Annotated in this window: 10 protein-coding genes; 2 read left to right on the top strand and 8 right to left on the bottom strand. The window is 64.5% G+C overall.

Features of this window, described 5'->3' with window-relative positions; all coding sequences use genetic code 11:
- Window positions 1–32 precede the first annotated feature (32 nt).
- A complete protein-coding gene (gene gcvP / locus CHB96_RS15940) occupies window positions 33–2,924 on the top strand; it encodes an aminomethyl-transferring glycine dehydrogenase (RefSeq protein ID WP_089247934.1) in 2,892 nt (963 codons plus the stop codon).
- A 4-nt stretch (window positions 2,925–2,928) separates the two neighbouring features.
- Here the strand turns inward: gcvP and CHB96_RS15935 are convergent, their stop codons facing one another.
- From CHB96_RS15935 to CHB96_RS15900, 8 genes are all read right to left on the bottom strand, one after another.
- On the bottom strand, window positions 2,929–4,068 hold the full coding sequence (locus tag CHB96_RS15935) for a metallophosphoesterase (protein WP_089247932.1): 1,140 nt from the start codon (window positions 4,066–4,068) through the stop codon (window positions 2,929–2,931).
- Between the two features lie 3 nt (window positions 4,069–4,071).
- Window positions 4,072–5,799 carry a substrate-binding domain-containing protein gene (locus CHB96_RS15930; protein ID WP_245865756.1) on the bottom strand — a complete coding sequence of 576 codons (1,728 nt, stop codon included), beginning with the start codon at window positions 5,797–5,799 and terminating at the stop codon, window positions 4,072–4,074.
- A 51-nt stretch (window positions 5,800–5,850) separates the two neighbouring features.
- The gene (locus tag CHB96_RS15925) at window positions 5,851–8,025 is read right to left on the bottom strand and encodes a malate synthase G (RefSeq protein ID WP_089248284.1); all 2,175 of its coding nucleotides are present in this window, start codon (window positions 8,023–8,025) and stop codon (window positions 5,851–5,853) included.
- Window positions 8,026–8,089: 64 nt separating this feature from the next.
- Complete coding sequence (locus CHB96_RS15920) at window positions 8,090–8,992, bottom strand: 3-methyladenine DNA glycosylase (RefSeq protein ID WP_371829028.1); 903 nt, start codon at window positions 8,990–8,992, stop codon at window positions 8,090–8,092.
- Entirely contained in the window at window positions 8,992–10,107 is a 1,116-nt protein-coding gene (locus CHB96_RS15915; RefSeq protein ID WP_089247928.1) for a hemolysin family protein, read from the bottom strand. Before CHB96_RS15915 ends, CHB96_RS15920 begins: the two co-directional genes overlap by 1 nt.
- Window positions 10,100–11,482, bottom strand: coding sequence for a hemolysin family protein (locus CHB96_RS15910; protein WP_089247926.1), 1,383 nt, complete (start codon window positions 11,480–11,482; stop codon window positions 10,100–10,102). The genes CHB96_RS15915 and CHB96_RS15910 overlap by 8 nt, the downstream gene beginning before the upstream one ends.
- Before the next feature lie 425 nt (window positions 11,483–11,907).
- Window positions 11,908–13,344 (bottom strand): GMP reductase, encoded by a 1,437-nt coding sequence (gene guaB1, locus CHB96_RS15905; RefSeq protein WP_089247924.1) that lies wholly within the window; start codon window positions 13,342–13,344, stop codon window positions 11,908–11,910.
- An 18-nt stretch (window positions 13,345–13,362) separates the two neighbouring features.
- On the bottom strand, window positions 13,363–14,229 hold the full coding sequence (locus CHB96_RS15900; RefSeq protein WP_089248282.1) for a DMT family transporter: 867 nt from the start codon (window positions 14,227–14,229) through the stop codon (window positions 13,363–13,365).
- 64 nt (window positions 14,230–14,293) lie between these two features.
- Here CHB96_RS15900 and CHB96_RS15895 point away from each other — a divergent pair, with 64 nt between their 5' ends.
- Window positions 14,294–14,881 (top strand): DUF4262 domain-containing protein, encoded by a 588-nt coding sequence (locus tag CHB96_RS15895; protein ID WP_245865752.1) that lies wholly within the window; start codon window positions 14,294–14,296, stop codon window positions 14,879–14,881.
- Window positions 14,882–14,905: the final 24 nt, after the last annotated feature.

Raw genomic sequence — 14,905 nt, 5'->3', positions numbered from 1 at the left:
GGCATACGACAGAGGGGGAGGGCCCCTGTCGTATGCACCTGGAGTGTCTCGTGAGCGCACCGGCTTCCCGCCCTGACCTGTCCTCGACCGCACGCGTCTTCGCGGATCGGCACATCGGTCCCGATTCCGAAGAACTCGAGCGAATTCTGCACGTGATCGGCGTGCCCACGCTCGACGGCCTCGCAACGAAGTCCGTCCCTGCTGCGATTCTCGACGCGGCCACCGCCGGTGTAGGCGACGGTTTGGATCTACTCCCGACCCCTGTCGGTGAGCACGACGCCCTTGCCGAGCTCGCCGACAGAGCGGCGCAGAACACCGTTGCGGTATCGATGATCGGGCTCGGGTACTACGACACACTGACGCCGCCGGTCATCACACGGAACATCCTGGAGAATCCGGCCTGGTACACGGCCTACACGCCCTATCAGCCCGAGATCAGCCAAGGTCGGCTCGAGGCGCTGCTCAACTTCCAGACCATGGTCGCGGATCTCACCGGTATGGATGTCGCCAACGCGTCGATGCTCGACGAGGCCACCGCGGCAGCCGAAGCCATGACGCTGCTGCGTCGCGCCAACCGCGCATCGAAGTCGCCACGTTTCGTCGTCGACACCGACGTGTTCCCACAAACCCTGGCAGTGCTCGAAACGCGTGCGGAACCGCTCGGAATCGAACTGGTCCGACACGACGTGACCAACGGACTGCCGGACGGCGATTTCTTCGGTGTGCTGGTGCAGTTTCCCGGTGCCAGTGGCGTCGTCGTGAACCACGAGGACCTGATCGCACGGGCTCACGACGCGGGAGCATTGGTGGCAGTGGGCGCGGACCTTCTCGCGCTGACACTCTTGAAGTCACCGGGAGAGTCCGGCGCCGACATCTGCTTCGGAACCACGCAGCGGTTCGGCGTACCCATGGGATACGGTGGCCCCCATGCCGGCTACCTCGCCGTTCGCTCGGCACATTCGCGCCAGCTCCCCGGCAGGCTCGTCGGGGTGTCCGTCGATGCCGACGGCGACATGGCCTACCGCTTGGCGTTGCAAACACGTGAGCAGCACATTCGTCGGGAGAAAGCGACGTCCAACATCTGCACAGCGCAGGTCTTGTTAGCCATCGTCGCAGCGATGTATGCGAGTTACCACGGCAGTGACGGGTTGCGTTCCATTGCGACACAGGTGAATTCACGTGCCCGGGCTTTGGCCGACGGCCTTCGGGGGAGCGGCGTCGCGCTGACGACGGACAGCTTCTTCGACACCGTCAGCGCATTCGTGCCCGGCCGCGCGGTCGATGTCGTGGCCGCAGCCAAGCGTGCAGGCGTCAATCTTCGCCTCGTCGACGCGGACACCGTGGGTATCTCGTGCGACGAGACGACGACGCCCGCCCACATCGATGCAGTCCTCGGGGCGTTCGGCGCGGGCCGAACCGACACGGACCCGGCAGAGTCGCTCCCGTCGTCGCTTGTGCGGGAGTCGGAGTTCCTCACCCACCCGGCGTTCACCCGTCACCGCACCGAGACCTCGATGCTCCGGTACCTACGTATGTTGTCCGACAAGGACATCGCTCTGGATCGAAGCATGATCCCGCTGGGGTCGTGCACGATGAAACTGAACGCGACAGCAGAGATGGAATCGATCACGTGGCCGCAGTTCGCGCGGCTTCACCCGTTCGCACCGGACACCGACACCGCGGGCATCAGATCCATCGTCGCCGACGTCGAGAAGTGGCTCGTCGACATCACGGGCTACGACGCAGTCAGCTTGCAGCCCAACGCCGGTAGTCAGGGGGAGTACGCCGGACTACTTGCGATCCGTGACTACCACGTCGGTCGCGGCGAAGGGCACCGCGACGTCTGTCTCATACCGTCGAGCGCGCACGGCACCAATGCCGCGTCGGCGGTCATGGTGGGCATGAAGGTCGTTGTCGTGGCGTGCCGAACCAACGGAGACGTCGACGTCGACGACCTGCGCGCCAAGATCGATCAGCACGCCGACTCGCTGTCCGCGATCATGATCACCTACCCGTCCACCCACGGCGTCTACGAGCACGAGATCGACGACATCTGCGCGGCCGTGCACGACGCCGGAGGCCAGGTCTACGTCGACGGCGCTAACCTCAATGCCCTTGTCGGACTGGCCCGCCCGGGCCGATTCGGGGGAGACGTGAGCCATCTGAACCTGCACAAGACGTTCTGTATTCCCCATGGTGGCGGTGGCCCGGGCGTCGGACCCATCGGGGTTCGGGCGCACCTACAGCCCTACCTGCCCGGACACCCCCTGCGGGACGGACTGGGCGGCGGTCGCGCCGTGTCCGCAGCGCCGTTCGGTAGCGCATCCATTCTGACGATCACGTGGGCGTACATCCGCATGATGGGGGCGGTCGGGCTGCGCCGGGCGACGCTGACGGCCATCGCGTCGGCGAACTACATCGCCCGGCGACTCGACGAGCACTTTCCTGTGCTGTACACGGGCGAGAACGGCATGGTCGCGCACGAGTGCATCCTCGATCTCCGCGACCTGACGAAGCGGACCGGAGTGACTGTGGACGACGTCGCAAAGCGACTGGCCGACTACGGTTTTCATGCGCCGACCATGAGCTTCCCTGTTGCAGGCACGCTGATGGTGGAACCCACCGAGAGCGAGGACCTCGACGAGATCGACGCCTTCTGCGACGCCATGATCGCCATACGGTCGGAGATCGACCGCGTCGGATCGGGGGAATGGCCCGTCGACGACAACCCTCTGCGCGGCGCGCCGCACACCGCGCGCAGTCTCGCGCGCGACTGGAACCATCCCTACACGCGCGAGGAAGCAGCGTTTCCCGAGGCACTTGCCGGACGCGCCAAAGTGTGGCCTGCGGTCCGACGAATCGACGGCGCGCACGGAGACCGCAACCTGGTCTGCTCGTGCCCGCCGATCGAGTCCTTCGCCTAGCCGACTACGACGAGACGAGTTGCAGCATCGCGATTTCCGGCGGTGCTGCAACCCGGACAGGTGGACCCCACGCTCCTGCGCCGCGCGTGGTGTACAGCGTGGTCTCGCCGACGCGGTCCAGTCCTTCGACGCTCGGCTGCTGCAGGGGAACGACGTAGCGAAGCGGCCAGATCTGGCCCGCATGGGTGTGGCCCGATACCTGGAGATCGACGCCCATCTCGGACGCCTCGATCGCCTGGAGTGGCTGATGGGCGAGAAGGAACGCGAACCGGTCGGGGTCGCGGCCGTCCAATGCGGATGCGAGATCGGGTTCGTACGGTGCGGGCGCGGTTGCGTCGTTGATTCCGACGACGTCGATCTCGGCTCCGCCTCTGCTCACCGCAGCGCGTTCGTTTCGCAGGACCGTCACGCTGAGCGTCGACCACAGGTCGAGCCACTTGCCTCCGTCGTCCGCATAGAACTCGTGATTACCGCTGACTCCGAAGACACCAAGAGGGGCCGAGAGTTGCTGCAGCGGTTCCAGATCCGATCCGACGAGCTCGACGGTACCGTCGATCAGGTCTCCGTCGAGAACGACGATGTCCGGTGACTGCGCATTGACGTCGTCGACGATCTTCTGTACGAAGTCCCGACCCCGGGAAGGACCGGCATGAATGTCGGACACCAGAGCGACTCTGAGCCCGTCGAATTCGGCCGGCAGGCGGTCGAGGGCGATGGTCGTCTCCGTGACTCTCGGCGTCGCGGCTTCGACCACGCCGTAACCGACAGCAAGGACCGAGGCTGCTGCGACGACAGCAGAGCCGACACGCGTGACCCGACGACGGGTGTCCGTGGAGTCCTTGCCACGCAACCGGTACACGATGCGAATGCCGAGCGTGACGAGCCCGATCAGAGCCGTACCGAGAACCAGGTACAACACCACTGCGAGCCAGCTGAGACCCACGAAAGCCGGACCGCGGGCCCACGCGGGGTCGAAGAGCTCACCGGAACCGATCCCGATCAGCGCAAGAGCCCACATGACGACCAACACGGTGTCGACGATGATGGAGAACGGACGCGGCAGGCGAGTTGCCCTGACGTAGCGCAGATGTAGCAGAAGTCCTACGAGCGCGAGGAACGTGCCGAACACGAGCAGTCGTGTCATGTTTCAGTACAGCAACTTTCGGATGAGGTCGGGAAGCTCTTGACTATCCGACGTGGAGACAGTCGTCGTCGAACCACCGGTTGTGTCGGACATCGATTGCAACGTACGGATGTCCGAATTGGTTCCGAGGGATACGACATCGATCGCGACGGGTCGATCGGGCTCGGCCAATCCGGACAGCATCGTCAGGAAGCGTTCGGAAGAAATGGACGTATCGTCGTTCGGTCCGTCCGTCACCAGCACCACGCTGTTGGGTCGTCCTGCGACGTAGTTGTCCACCGCGTCGATGTACGCCGCTGTCACCGATTCGTAGGTCGACGTCGACGTTTCCGGCCGCAACGAGTTCGCAGTCGATACGAGCTCGTCACGTCGTGTGCCCGTCGACAACTGTTCGTCGACGGGACCCGTCGGCACAGCCGTTCGGAATGCACGCTGGCCGTCGAGGTCTGCGCTGTAGACCCACAGTCCGATGTCGGACGAACCGACCACGGACGCGAACTGTCGGTTCAGTGCGTCGACGGTGTTCTGGAGTCTTGTTCGCCCGCCTTCGACGGTCTCCATGGATCCGGATACATCGAGCAGAACGGTAGTGCGACGCAGTGTTGCGGGATTCTCGACGGCATCCGTGAGCGCCTGTCGGGTATCGGCCGACGCCACAGGAGAATTCGTCGCCTCGTCGCCGATCCCGAAACCGGCATCGGAGAAGACAGCTGCGTTGTCCGGCTGTCGTGCGAAGTCGGCGAACTGAGCCGCCGCTCGCCGCAGTGTGTCGTCCGCGAACGCGCTCCCGAGGACGGCTGCGGGATGGTCTGCCACGGGTGTCGCGCCGCCCGGCGCGAACGTCGCGAGGCCGGTCTGCGCCGAGGCCCGAAGCTGCTGTTCGGTCACGGGCACCATGTGGACATCGGAGTTCGCCGACGGATCGGCGCTCACTCGCGCCAGCGCGGCATCTGTCGAGTCCGGGGAGACTGCACTCTGTCCGCGATCGGTCGTTGCAAGCGCCGACATCGCCGAGACGACGGCCCCACTGCGAACTTGTTCTGTAGTCAGTGGCTGTTCCGTTGTGTCGGAGGTCGACGCTGCGACCGCGGCAAGCGCGGCGGAAGTCGAGTCCGAGTTGTCACCGACGGGCAACTGCAGTCGCAGGCCTCCCCACCCCGGAAGCCCGAGAGCGTCGAGACCGTCGGGTGCACGCTGCAGACGGGCCAGGTCGGCCCACGTGATTCCGGCAGCCGACAGCGCCGTGGTAACTGCGTCGGGGCCGGCCAAGACAATTGGCGAGGATGCGACGGATCGGGGACTTCCGTCGACCGTCCCTGCGGGAAGTCCCTGCAGCGCGTCCGTCGATCGTGGAATCCACAGTGCGGGGACGGGGCCGAGGACCTGCTGATCCCACGCAGCCGCGCCCGCAGCGACGGCATCTGTCATCGATCCTGTCGCTGCCGTTGCCACCGCGACCGTGATGCAGTGATCGCGTACGACTGGACGGGTGTCGCTGAAGCGGGCCGCGAGGTCGGTCACGATCGGGGAGATGTCGGGATCCACCGTCACCGGCAACGTCAATGGACCCTCGACGCACGTGTCTGCGGCCTGGACACCTTGGTCCGCGATTCTGTCCCGTAGTTGAAACCACCCGAACACGGCGAGCACCATCACGAGGATGATGCCCGCCGCGATCACTGGGCCTTTACTGACACCTCGGGTGCCACCCGAAGTTCTATGTTCGCCCACGTGAAAAGACTACAAGCGGTGTGCGGGAGCGGACGCTGCGGAGTGACTCGACTACTTTGCCGCAGCCTTGTACTCGCGTCGGCGGCGGTGCAGGATCGGTTCGGTGTAGCCGTTGGGTTGGCTGGTGCCCTGGAAGATCAGGTCACTGGCGGCTTGGAAGGCGATGTTGCTGTCGAAGTCCGGTGCCAGATTCGTGTACGTCTTGTCGCTCGCGTTCTGGCGGTCGACGACCGGTGCCATCCGCTGCAAGGATTCGCGGACTTGGTCTTCGGTGACGATGCCGTGGCGGATCCAGTTGGCGAGGAACTGCGACGAAATGCGCAGTGTCGCGCGGTCTTCCATCAACGCAACATCGTTGATGTCGGGGACTTTGGAGCATCCGACACCGTGGTCGATCCACCGCACGACGTAGCCGAGGATCGACTGGGCGTTGTTGTCGAGTTCGCGTTGCTTCTGCTCGTCGGTCCAGTCGGTGGACGGTGCCAACGGGATCTCCAGGATCTCATCGACGCTGGCGCGCTTGTTCTTGGCGATCTCTTCTTGGCGGGCGAAGACGTCGACCTGGTGATAATGCAAGGCGTGCAGGGTGGCGGCGGTGGGTGACGGCACCCAGGCGGTGTTCGCACCGGCCTTCGGGTGCCCGATCTTCTGCTCGAGCATGTCGGCCATCAGATCGGGCATGGCCCACATGCCTTTACCGATCTGCGCTTTGCCTTCCAAGCCTGCGGCGAGGCCGGTATCGACGTTGAAGTCCTCGTACGCCTTGATCCAGGTCTGAGCCTTCATCTCACCCTTCGGCACGACCGGTCCGGCTTCCATCGAAGTATGGATTTCATCGCCGGTGCGGTCGAGGAAGCCGGTGTTGATGAACACCACCCGTTCCTTGGCTGCGTCGATGGCGGCTTTGAGGTTGACGGTGGTGCGGCGTTCTTCGTCCATGATGCCGACCTTGAGCGTGTTGACCGGCAGACCCAACACCTGTTCGACACGACCGAACAACTCCGCAGTGAACGCGACCTCGTCGGGGCCGTGCATCTTCGGCTTCACGATGTACAACGACCCGGTCCGGGAATTCTTCAGCACGTTGTCTCCGGCCAACGAATGCAGCCCGGTCAGCGAGGTGAACAGGGCATCGAGGATGCCTTCGGGGACCTCGTTGCCGTCGGCATCCAAGATCGCATCGGAGGTCATGAGGTGGCCGACGTTGCGGACGAACAGCAGGGACCGTCCGTGCAGGGTCAACTCCGAGCCGTCGACCGATGTGTAGACCCGGTCTTGATTCAGGGTGCGGGTGAAGGTTTTTCCGCCTTTGGAGACTTCTTCGGTGAGGTCGCCGCGCATGAGGCCGAGCCAGTTGCGGTAGCCGAGGACTTTGTCGTCGGCATCGACGGCGGCGACGGAGTCCTCGAAGTCCATGATGGTGGTGACGGCGGATTCGAGGAGGACGTCTTTGACGCCTGCGGCGTCGGTCTTCCCGATCGGGCTGTCTGCATCGATTTGGATTTCGAAGTGCAAGCCGTTGTGGCGCAGCAGGATCGCAGTCGGTGCGTCGGGGGTTCCGTGGTAGCCGAGCAGCTGGGCTGGGTCCTCGAGTCCGACGGTGGTGCCGTCGGCGAGGGTGACGGTCAGTGAGGCGGCGTCGACGACGTACTTCGTCGTGCCGGCGTGGCTGCCGGTGGTCAGGGGTGCGGCGTAGTCGAGGAAGTTTCGGGCGTAGGCGATGACCTTGTCGCCGCGGACTTTGTTGTAGCTGGTGCCCTTTTCGGCGCCGCCGGTTTCGGGGATGGCGTCGGTGCCGTACAACGCGTCGTAGAGCGATCCCCAGCGGGCGTTGGAGGCGTTGATCGCGAAGCGGGCGTTCAACACCGGGACGACGAGCTGCGGGCCGGCGGTGGAGGTGATCTCGGTGTCGACACCGGAGGTGGTGATGGAGAAGTCGGCGGGCTCGTCGACGAGGTAGCCGATGTCCTTCAGAAACGTCTTGTACGCGGCCTTGTCGTAGTTCGGGCCTGCGTGCTCGCCGTGCCAGGCGTCGACCTTGCCCTGAATCTCGTCGCGGACACCGAGCAAGGCTTTGTTCTTCGGGGCCAGGTCGGTGATGAGGGCTTCGGCGCCTGCCCAGAACCTCGCGGAATCGACTCCGGTACCCGGCAGCGCCTCGTTCTGCACGAAGTCGTACAGCACCTCGGCGACCTGAAGACCTCCAACAGTTTTGCGATCGGTCATGAATCCCTCGCTCTTTCCGGTCACGGGCGACTCCATCGACGCCCCAACGACATCGTCAACGATGTTACTCGGCAGTAGGTCGGGCGGGATCGCCGCCGTTCATGAGTAGGTTCTCACACCGCGAGATGAGTGCCGACCGGAGAGGTGCAGCCCTGGCCGTCAGGTCGGTTTGCGCGCGGACATATTCCGACCTGCCGCTCGGTGTTTCGATGGCGATCGGTTCGAATCCGTAGGCCGACAGGTCGTATGGACTGGCACGCATGTCGACCGTTCGCGCTGCAAGTGCCAGTTCGAAGCAGTCGGTGACGAGCTCGGAATCGATCAAGGGAGCCAGTTTGTAGCTCCACTTGTACAAGTCCATGCTCGCGTGAACACACCCGGGTTGCTCGTTCTCCACACGACTGGAGGGCTCGAGCCGAAGCAGGTTGCGTGGCACGGCGTCCTCGGTGAAAAAACGAAAGGCGTCGTAGTGCGTGCAGCGCACCTTCATCGAATCGACGACGGCATCGGTGCCGTCGTGACCCAGCCGCAGGGGGACCGAGCCGTGTCGTAGGGCGGGTTGGCCCCCGCGGTAGACCATTGCCCATTCGTGCAGTCCGAAGCACCCGTGATGCGGTTGTCGACCGGCCGTCGCCTGCAGCAGCCCGAGCGTGAACTCGACGGCCGACCGTCGCCGATCCAGCAAGGATTCTCGGACGCGCATGCCGTCGTCGACTCGCTCGTACGACGCGAATCCTGCGTACTCCTGCGCACTGTCGCCGGTGAGGAGCACGCCGTATCCAGGGTTCCATCGCAGAAGATGTCCCGGTTTGTAGCTGTAGTAGGTGAACAGGAAGTCGAGCACGGGATGCGTCGCACCCCGTGCTCGATTCGTCAGGTAATCACCCACGAGTCGATTCACACGATCGACATGGGCTGCGCGCAGTGCCGTCCACTGCTGTTCGGATAGAGCAGTACGAGCCGCGATCAGGAGGAACCACTCCCGCGAGTCGGCTGCCCCTGCACCGGGTCGGCGATGCGGTGAGTGCCGTCGCGCACTGTGCCGACGAACTCCTCGACGAGATCTTCGAGTGCGACGATGCCGACGATCGAACCGGACGCATCTCGCACCGCACCGAGGTGGCTGTTGGTCCGCCGAAGGCGCGTCAGTGCATCGTCGAGGGTCGTGTCCGATGCGATCATCGGCAAGCGGCGGACATGAGCCCGAGGAATCTCGGTGTCAGGGCCTGCAGCGTCGTCGAGCATGTACTCGAGAACGTCCTTCAAATGCAGGTAACCGACCAGAGACCCGTCTACTCCTTCCACCGGGTAGCGCGAGAAGCCCGTGGCGACCACGGCGTCTTCCACCGACCCGAGAGAGGGGCCCGACGTCGTCCCCGAGCCGGATACGCGCACACTGCGAACTTCGGCAGTGGGAATCAGAACCTCGGCGACGGTGCGACCGGAAATGTCGAGAGCCTGCGTCAGCCGCCGGTGTTCCTCTTCGTCGATCAGGCCCTCGGACCGAGACTCGCCGATCATCTGTGACAGCTCGTCGGCCGACACCGACGAATCCAGCTCGTCCTTCGGCTCGATGCGCAGTGCGCGCAGCGTGAGGTTCGCGCAAATGTTGTAGAACGAAATCAATGGCTTGGCAACCTTGATGAACATCAGATGGGCCGGAACCAACAGCATCGCGGTGCGTTCAGGTCCTGCGATTGCGATGTTCTTCGGGACCATCTCGCCGACGAGGATGTGCAACACGACGACGAGCGCCAGCGCGACCGTGAACGCAATCGGATGCAGCAGGCCTTCCGGGATGCCGATGAGATCCATCGGCTTCTCGAACAGATGCGCGACGGCAGGCTCGGCCACGCGTCCGAGCAGAATCGAACAGATCGTGATTCCGAGCTGCGCCGCAGCCAACATCAACGACAGATTCTGGCCTGCTTCGATGACGGAACGCGCACGCGTCTTACCTTGCGCCAGCAGTGATTCGAGCCGGTCACGACGCGCGGAGATCAACGAGAACTCGGCGCCGACGAAGAACGCATTTCCGGCAAGCAGCAGAACTGCGAGCAGGACAGCGAGCACATCACCCATGAGCCTTCTCCTCCGCGCTGATGTGGGCGACCGTCTCGGCAGCTACCGGCTGCAGCATGATCCTGTCGATCCGACGGCCGTCCATGCGAGTCACCCGCGCTACCCAACCGCCGCGGGAGTCGGCTGCATCGTCCGACGACGAGTGGGGGAGCACGACCTTGTCTCCTTCCACCGGAATTCGACCCAGCTCGGACAACACGAGACCGCCGATGGTCTCGTATTCACCCTCGGGCGCGGAGTATCCGGTCGCAGCAGCGACCTCGTCGATTCGGAGCAGGCCGGAGCACAACCATCCGTCGCCGAAACGCAGCACGTCGATCTCGGGTTCGTCGTGCTCGTCGTGGACGTCACCGAGGATTTCCTCGATCAGATCCTCCATCGTCACCATGCCTGCCGTGCCGCCGTACTCGTCGACGACGAGAGCAACCTGCATCCCGTCGGAGCGGACACGTTCCATCACCGAGTCTCCGTCGAGGCTCGACGGGACGACCGGCACGTCCTGCGCGAGCGAATCGAGACGCGTGTCGCGCCGCCGAGCGGCCGGAACAGCGAACGCATGCTTGAGATGTACGACGCCGACGGTGTCGTCGAGATCGCCGTCGACCACCGGGAAACGGGAGAACCCGGTTCTCGACGCCGTCTCGATCAGATCCGACGCCGTATCCGACACGGACAACGATTCGACCTTCACGCGCGGCGTCATCAATTCTTCGGCGGTACGTTCACCGAACTGCAGAGACCTGCCGACGAGGCGAGCGGTGCCCTCGTCGAGTGACCCGTGTTGGGCCGACGTCCGAACGAGCGAACTCAACTCGCGCGGGGAACGAGCCGACCTCAGCTCCTCCGCAGGTTCGACGCCGAGACGACGGACCAGCATGTTGGCAGATCCGTTGAGGCCGTTGATCGCCCAGCGGAACACTGCCGAGAAGCCTGCCATCGCTCCCGCCGTCGCGCGGGCCGTGGCCATCGGTTTCGCGATTGCGATGTTCTTCGGAACGAGTTCGCCGAAGATCATCGAGAACGACGTCGCAACGATCAACGCGACCGCGAGCGACAGCCCCGACGCCACGCCTTCGGACGCACCGAGCGCGGTTGCGACGGGCACGAAGAATCGCGCGAGAACAGGCTCGGCGAGGTAGCCGGTGATGAGCGTCGTGATCGTGATTCCGAGCTGAGCACCGGAGAGCTGGAACGACAATGTCCGATGTGCTCGCTGAACCTGCCTGCTGCGGATGTCACCGCTGGTGGTGGCTGCGGAGTCGACGGCGCTCTTCTCCAGGGCAGTCAGGGAGAACTCTGCAGCGACGAACAGCGCGGTGCCCGCGGTCAGCGCAACGAACCCGACGAGACTGAGAATGCTGACGAGTGTGCCCACTGCTTATCGCCGCCGCAGTTGCGACAGGCGCATCGCGCCATGGGGTTCCGACTGCCGTGTCCGATGCGACGTCGCCTGCGAGGGCAGCGCTTGTGGTGAGAGCACTTGTCGGGGCAGTGGTTGTCGAGATGAACTATCGCCGGGTTTGTCACCCGGCTCGATAGAGGAGCCCTCCGAAGTGGAGCCCTCGTCGCCTTGGTCGCTGGACGCGACGGCGGTGGTGATGACGGGTGCCTCGGGCACCTTGTTCCTTCCTGTTGTTTCGCCTCGTCCGGTCGCGAGCGTGTGATGCCCTTCGGTTCGAAGGCACTGGCTCGTCGTGAGCGGACTCGGTCTGCGCCGAGCGGCGCAGGCCGGCGAAAGTGTTCACTTGGGTCGAGAAGCAATCATTCTAACGTCTGCCGGGTACCGCGTGCCCGCGTCCGTCACCACCCGCTCGGAAGTGGACGCCCTTCGGCGAATCCTGCAGCGGACTGGACACCCAGCACGGCGCGTTCATGGAGTTCGGGCAACGTCCGTGCACCCGCATACGTACACGTGCTCCGAACGCCGGAACAAATGTGATCGATGAGGTCCTCGACACCTGGCCGATCCGGATCGAGGCGCATCCTCGAGCTGGAGATACCCTCCTCGAACAGACCCTTTCGAGCTCGATCGAACGCGCTGTCGGTGGCCGTGCGTGCGGCGACGGCACGCTTGGACGCCATGCCGAAGCTCTCCTTGTACGCGTTTCCGGCCGGGTCGAAGCGCAGATCGCCCGGAGATTCGTACGTCCCGGCGAACCACGATCCGATCATCACGTTCGCTGCCCCGGCGGCGAGAGCCAGCGCGACATCGCGTGGATGACGTACACCGCCGTCGGCCCAGACCGACGCGCCGAGTTCCATTGCCGCGGCCGAACATTCCGCCACAGCAGAGAACTGGGGACGTCCGACGCCGGTCATCATGCGCGTCGTACACATAGCGCCCGGACCGACACCGACCTTGACGATGTCGGCGCCGGCCGCGACCAGATCACGGGTTCCGGCCGCCGACACGACGTTGCCGGCAGCGAGCGGAACCTGTAGATCGAGGGATTTGATGGCCGACAGGGCCTCGATCATCTTCTCCTGATGGCCGTGCGCGGTGTCGATCACGAGAACATCAGCACCTGCTTCGACCAAGGCCTTCGCCTTGGCGGCGACGTCACCGTTGATGCCCACAGCGGCAGCGATGCGCAGTCGGCCTGCGCCATCGACCGCAGGCGTGTAGATCCCGGTGCGTACTGCGCCCGTTCTGGTGAGAACGCCGGCGAGTGAGGAGTCGGGTGCGACCAGAATCGCCAGGCCCTCGTGTGCGGCCTCCAAGGCCTCGAACACAGCACGCGGCGACGCGTCGGACCCGACGGTCACGAAATTCGTGGCCGCAACCGATCGCAACCGGGCGAAACGGTCGACGTCGGCACACGCGGTCTCGGTGACGACACCGACCGGTCTGCCGCCCTCCACGACGATCACTGCCCCGTGGGCACGCTTGTGCATCAAGGCAAGTGCATCCGACACGGATGCGTCGGGGCCGAGGACGACAGGGGTGTCCGCCACCAGGTCTCGGCTCTTGACGAACGCGACGGTGTCCGCCACGGCCTCGACCGGGAGATCCTGAGGAATCACCGTGATGCCGCCGCGTCGTGCGACCGTCTCGGCCATCCGGCGGCCGGCGACGGCGGTCATGTTGGAGACGACAACGGGAATCGTGGTGCCGGAACCGTCGACAGTGGAGAGGTCGACATCGAACCGGCTCGTCACATCGGTCCTGTTGGGTACCAGGAAGACGTCGTCGTAGGTCAAGTCGTACGGGGGCCGTTGGCCATCGAGGAACTGCACGTTGCGCCAGCGTACCTGTCAGACGGCTTCCGCGTGTTGGGTGACCTCCGCTTGCGAACGAGACAGAGCAATGGTTGCGAAGATCATGACCGCGACGCACAGGACGATGACGGACAGCTCGAATGGATCGTCACGGACGCGTTCGCCCAGCACTGTGATGCCCAGGAATGCGGCGCCGAACGGCTCGCCGATCGTGACGGCAGGCAGTGATGCGGACAGCGATCCCGACTGAAAGGCACGCTGCTGCAGGTAGAACCCGAGAACACCGCAGAAGACGAGAGCGTATGTCTGCCAGGCGGTCACGGCGGAGACGAGGTCGTGTTCCACCAGGTCGGTGACGTACTTCGTGAAGGCGACGGCCATCCCGAACAACAGACCGCCTGCGGCGCCGAGAAGCAAGGCTCTCCATCCCGGATTCTTCATCAGCAGTCCGGCCACGACGGCCGAAAGTACGACGCCGAACGCGATCGTCAGCGGCACCAACCACTGGGACAGAGGAGGATTCGCATGCCCCTCGGTCGGGTCACCGACCACGATGAACACAGCCAGCGCCACAGCGAGAGAGACAGCGAGAACCCACGTCGTCCTCGTCATCGCGTACCCGGAGAATTTCGCCGACAACGGCAGGGCGAACAACAGCATCGATACCAGGAGTGGTTGAACCAACAGGACGGATCCGACCCAGAGCGCTGCGACCTGTACGGCGTACCCACCGACGTCGCCGAGGACGCCCGCCCACCAACGGGGACTGCGCAGAAGCGACGCGACGAGCGATTCACCTTCCGGTACGGCCGCGGCCGCGCTCTGCTGGGCGACGGACGCGCAGGCGAACAGAAACGCTGCGATCAGCGCCAACACGATCGCGAGGACGGGCATACCCGTCACCTCACCACGTGCGATCGATGCTCGGCCATAGCGGAAACAGTACCGCCGCCCCGGGTTTCTGTCGGTGGCTCGCGTCATCATGTCCGACCTGAACATACGTTCGAAACTCGGTGGCCGTCGCGGTCACCACGACGAGGGTGGGGGAGCCATGTGTGCAATGTGCGACGGTCGATCGCTGGAGGAGTACCTGCACGGCATCGAAGAACTGATCGATCGGCACGGGTGGGCGCTGCAATACGTCGAGTCCGGTGGCGAGGATCCGGACGACAGTAGCGGAATCGATCCTGCGTTCTGCTACACGATCGGCATGACGGCCTACGGACATCCGGAGATCGTGATCACCGGTCGAGATCCTGCCGAGTCCGCCTCGGCCCTGAACTCGCTTGCCCGCCAGGTCGCAGTCGGTAGGCAGCGGTTCGAGGCCGGAATGCGAGTGTGGGCGAAGGGATTCGACTTCTACTTCGTCGATGTCGAGCGAAGTGACGAGTGGCTGACGATCGCCGATCGGATGTACCCGCCGGGTCCGGTGCGGGCCGTCCAAGCGGTCTGGCGATCGTGCGACGGCACGTTGCCGTGGGAGGGGAACCTGCAGTCGACCATCGTTCAGCCGGTCCTCGGCCCGCCTCCGGGCTGGTACGACGGCAGCATCTGATTCTGCGGCAAGCTCGTGAAGCAT

The sequence above is a fragment of the Rhodococcoides kyotonense genome, from assembly GCF_900188125.1.
GTDB classification, from domain to species: Bacteria; Actinomycetota; Actinomycetes; order Mycobacteriales; family Mycobacteriaceae; genus Rhodococcoides; species Rhodococcoides kyotonense.
This window is presented reverse-complemented; position numbering and strand designations above follow the sequence as displayed.

Excerpts from the sequence above, each read along its gene's own strand:
- CHB96_RS15925 (WP_089248284.1), bottom strand. The coding sequence starts at position 8,025 with ATGACCGATCGCAAAACTGTTGGAGGTCTTCAGGTCGCCGAGGTGCTG.
- gcvP (WP_089247934.1), top strand. The coding sequence starts at position 33 with ATGCACCTGGAGTGTCTCGTGAGCGCACCGGCTTCCCGCCCTGACCTG.
- CHB96_RS15915 (WP_089247928.1), bottom strand. The coding sequence starts at position 10,107 with ATGGGTGATGTGCTCGCTGTCCTGCTCGCAGTTCTGCTGCTTGCCGGA.
- CHB96_RS15935 (WP_089247932.1), bottom strand. The coding sequence starts at position 4,068 with ATGACACGACTGCTCGTGTTCGGCACGTTCCTCGCGCTCGTAGGACTT.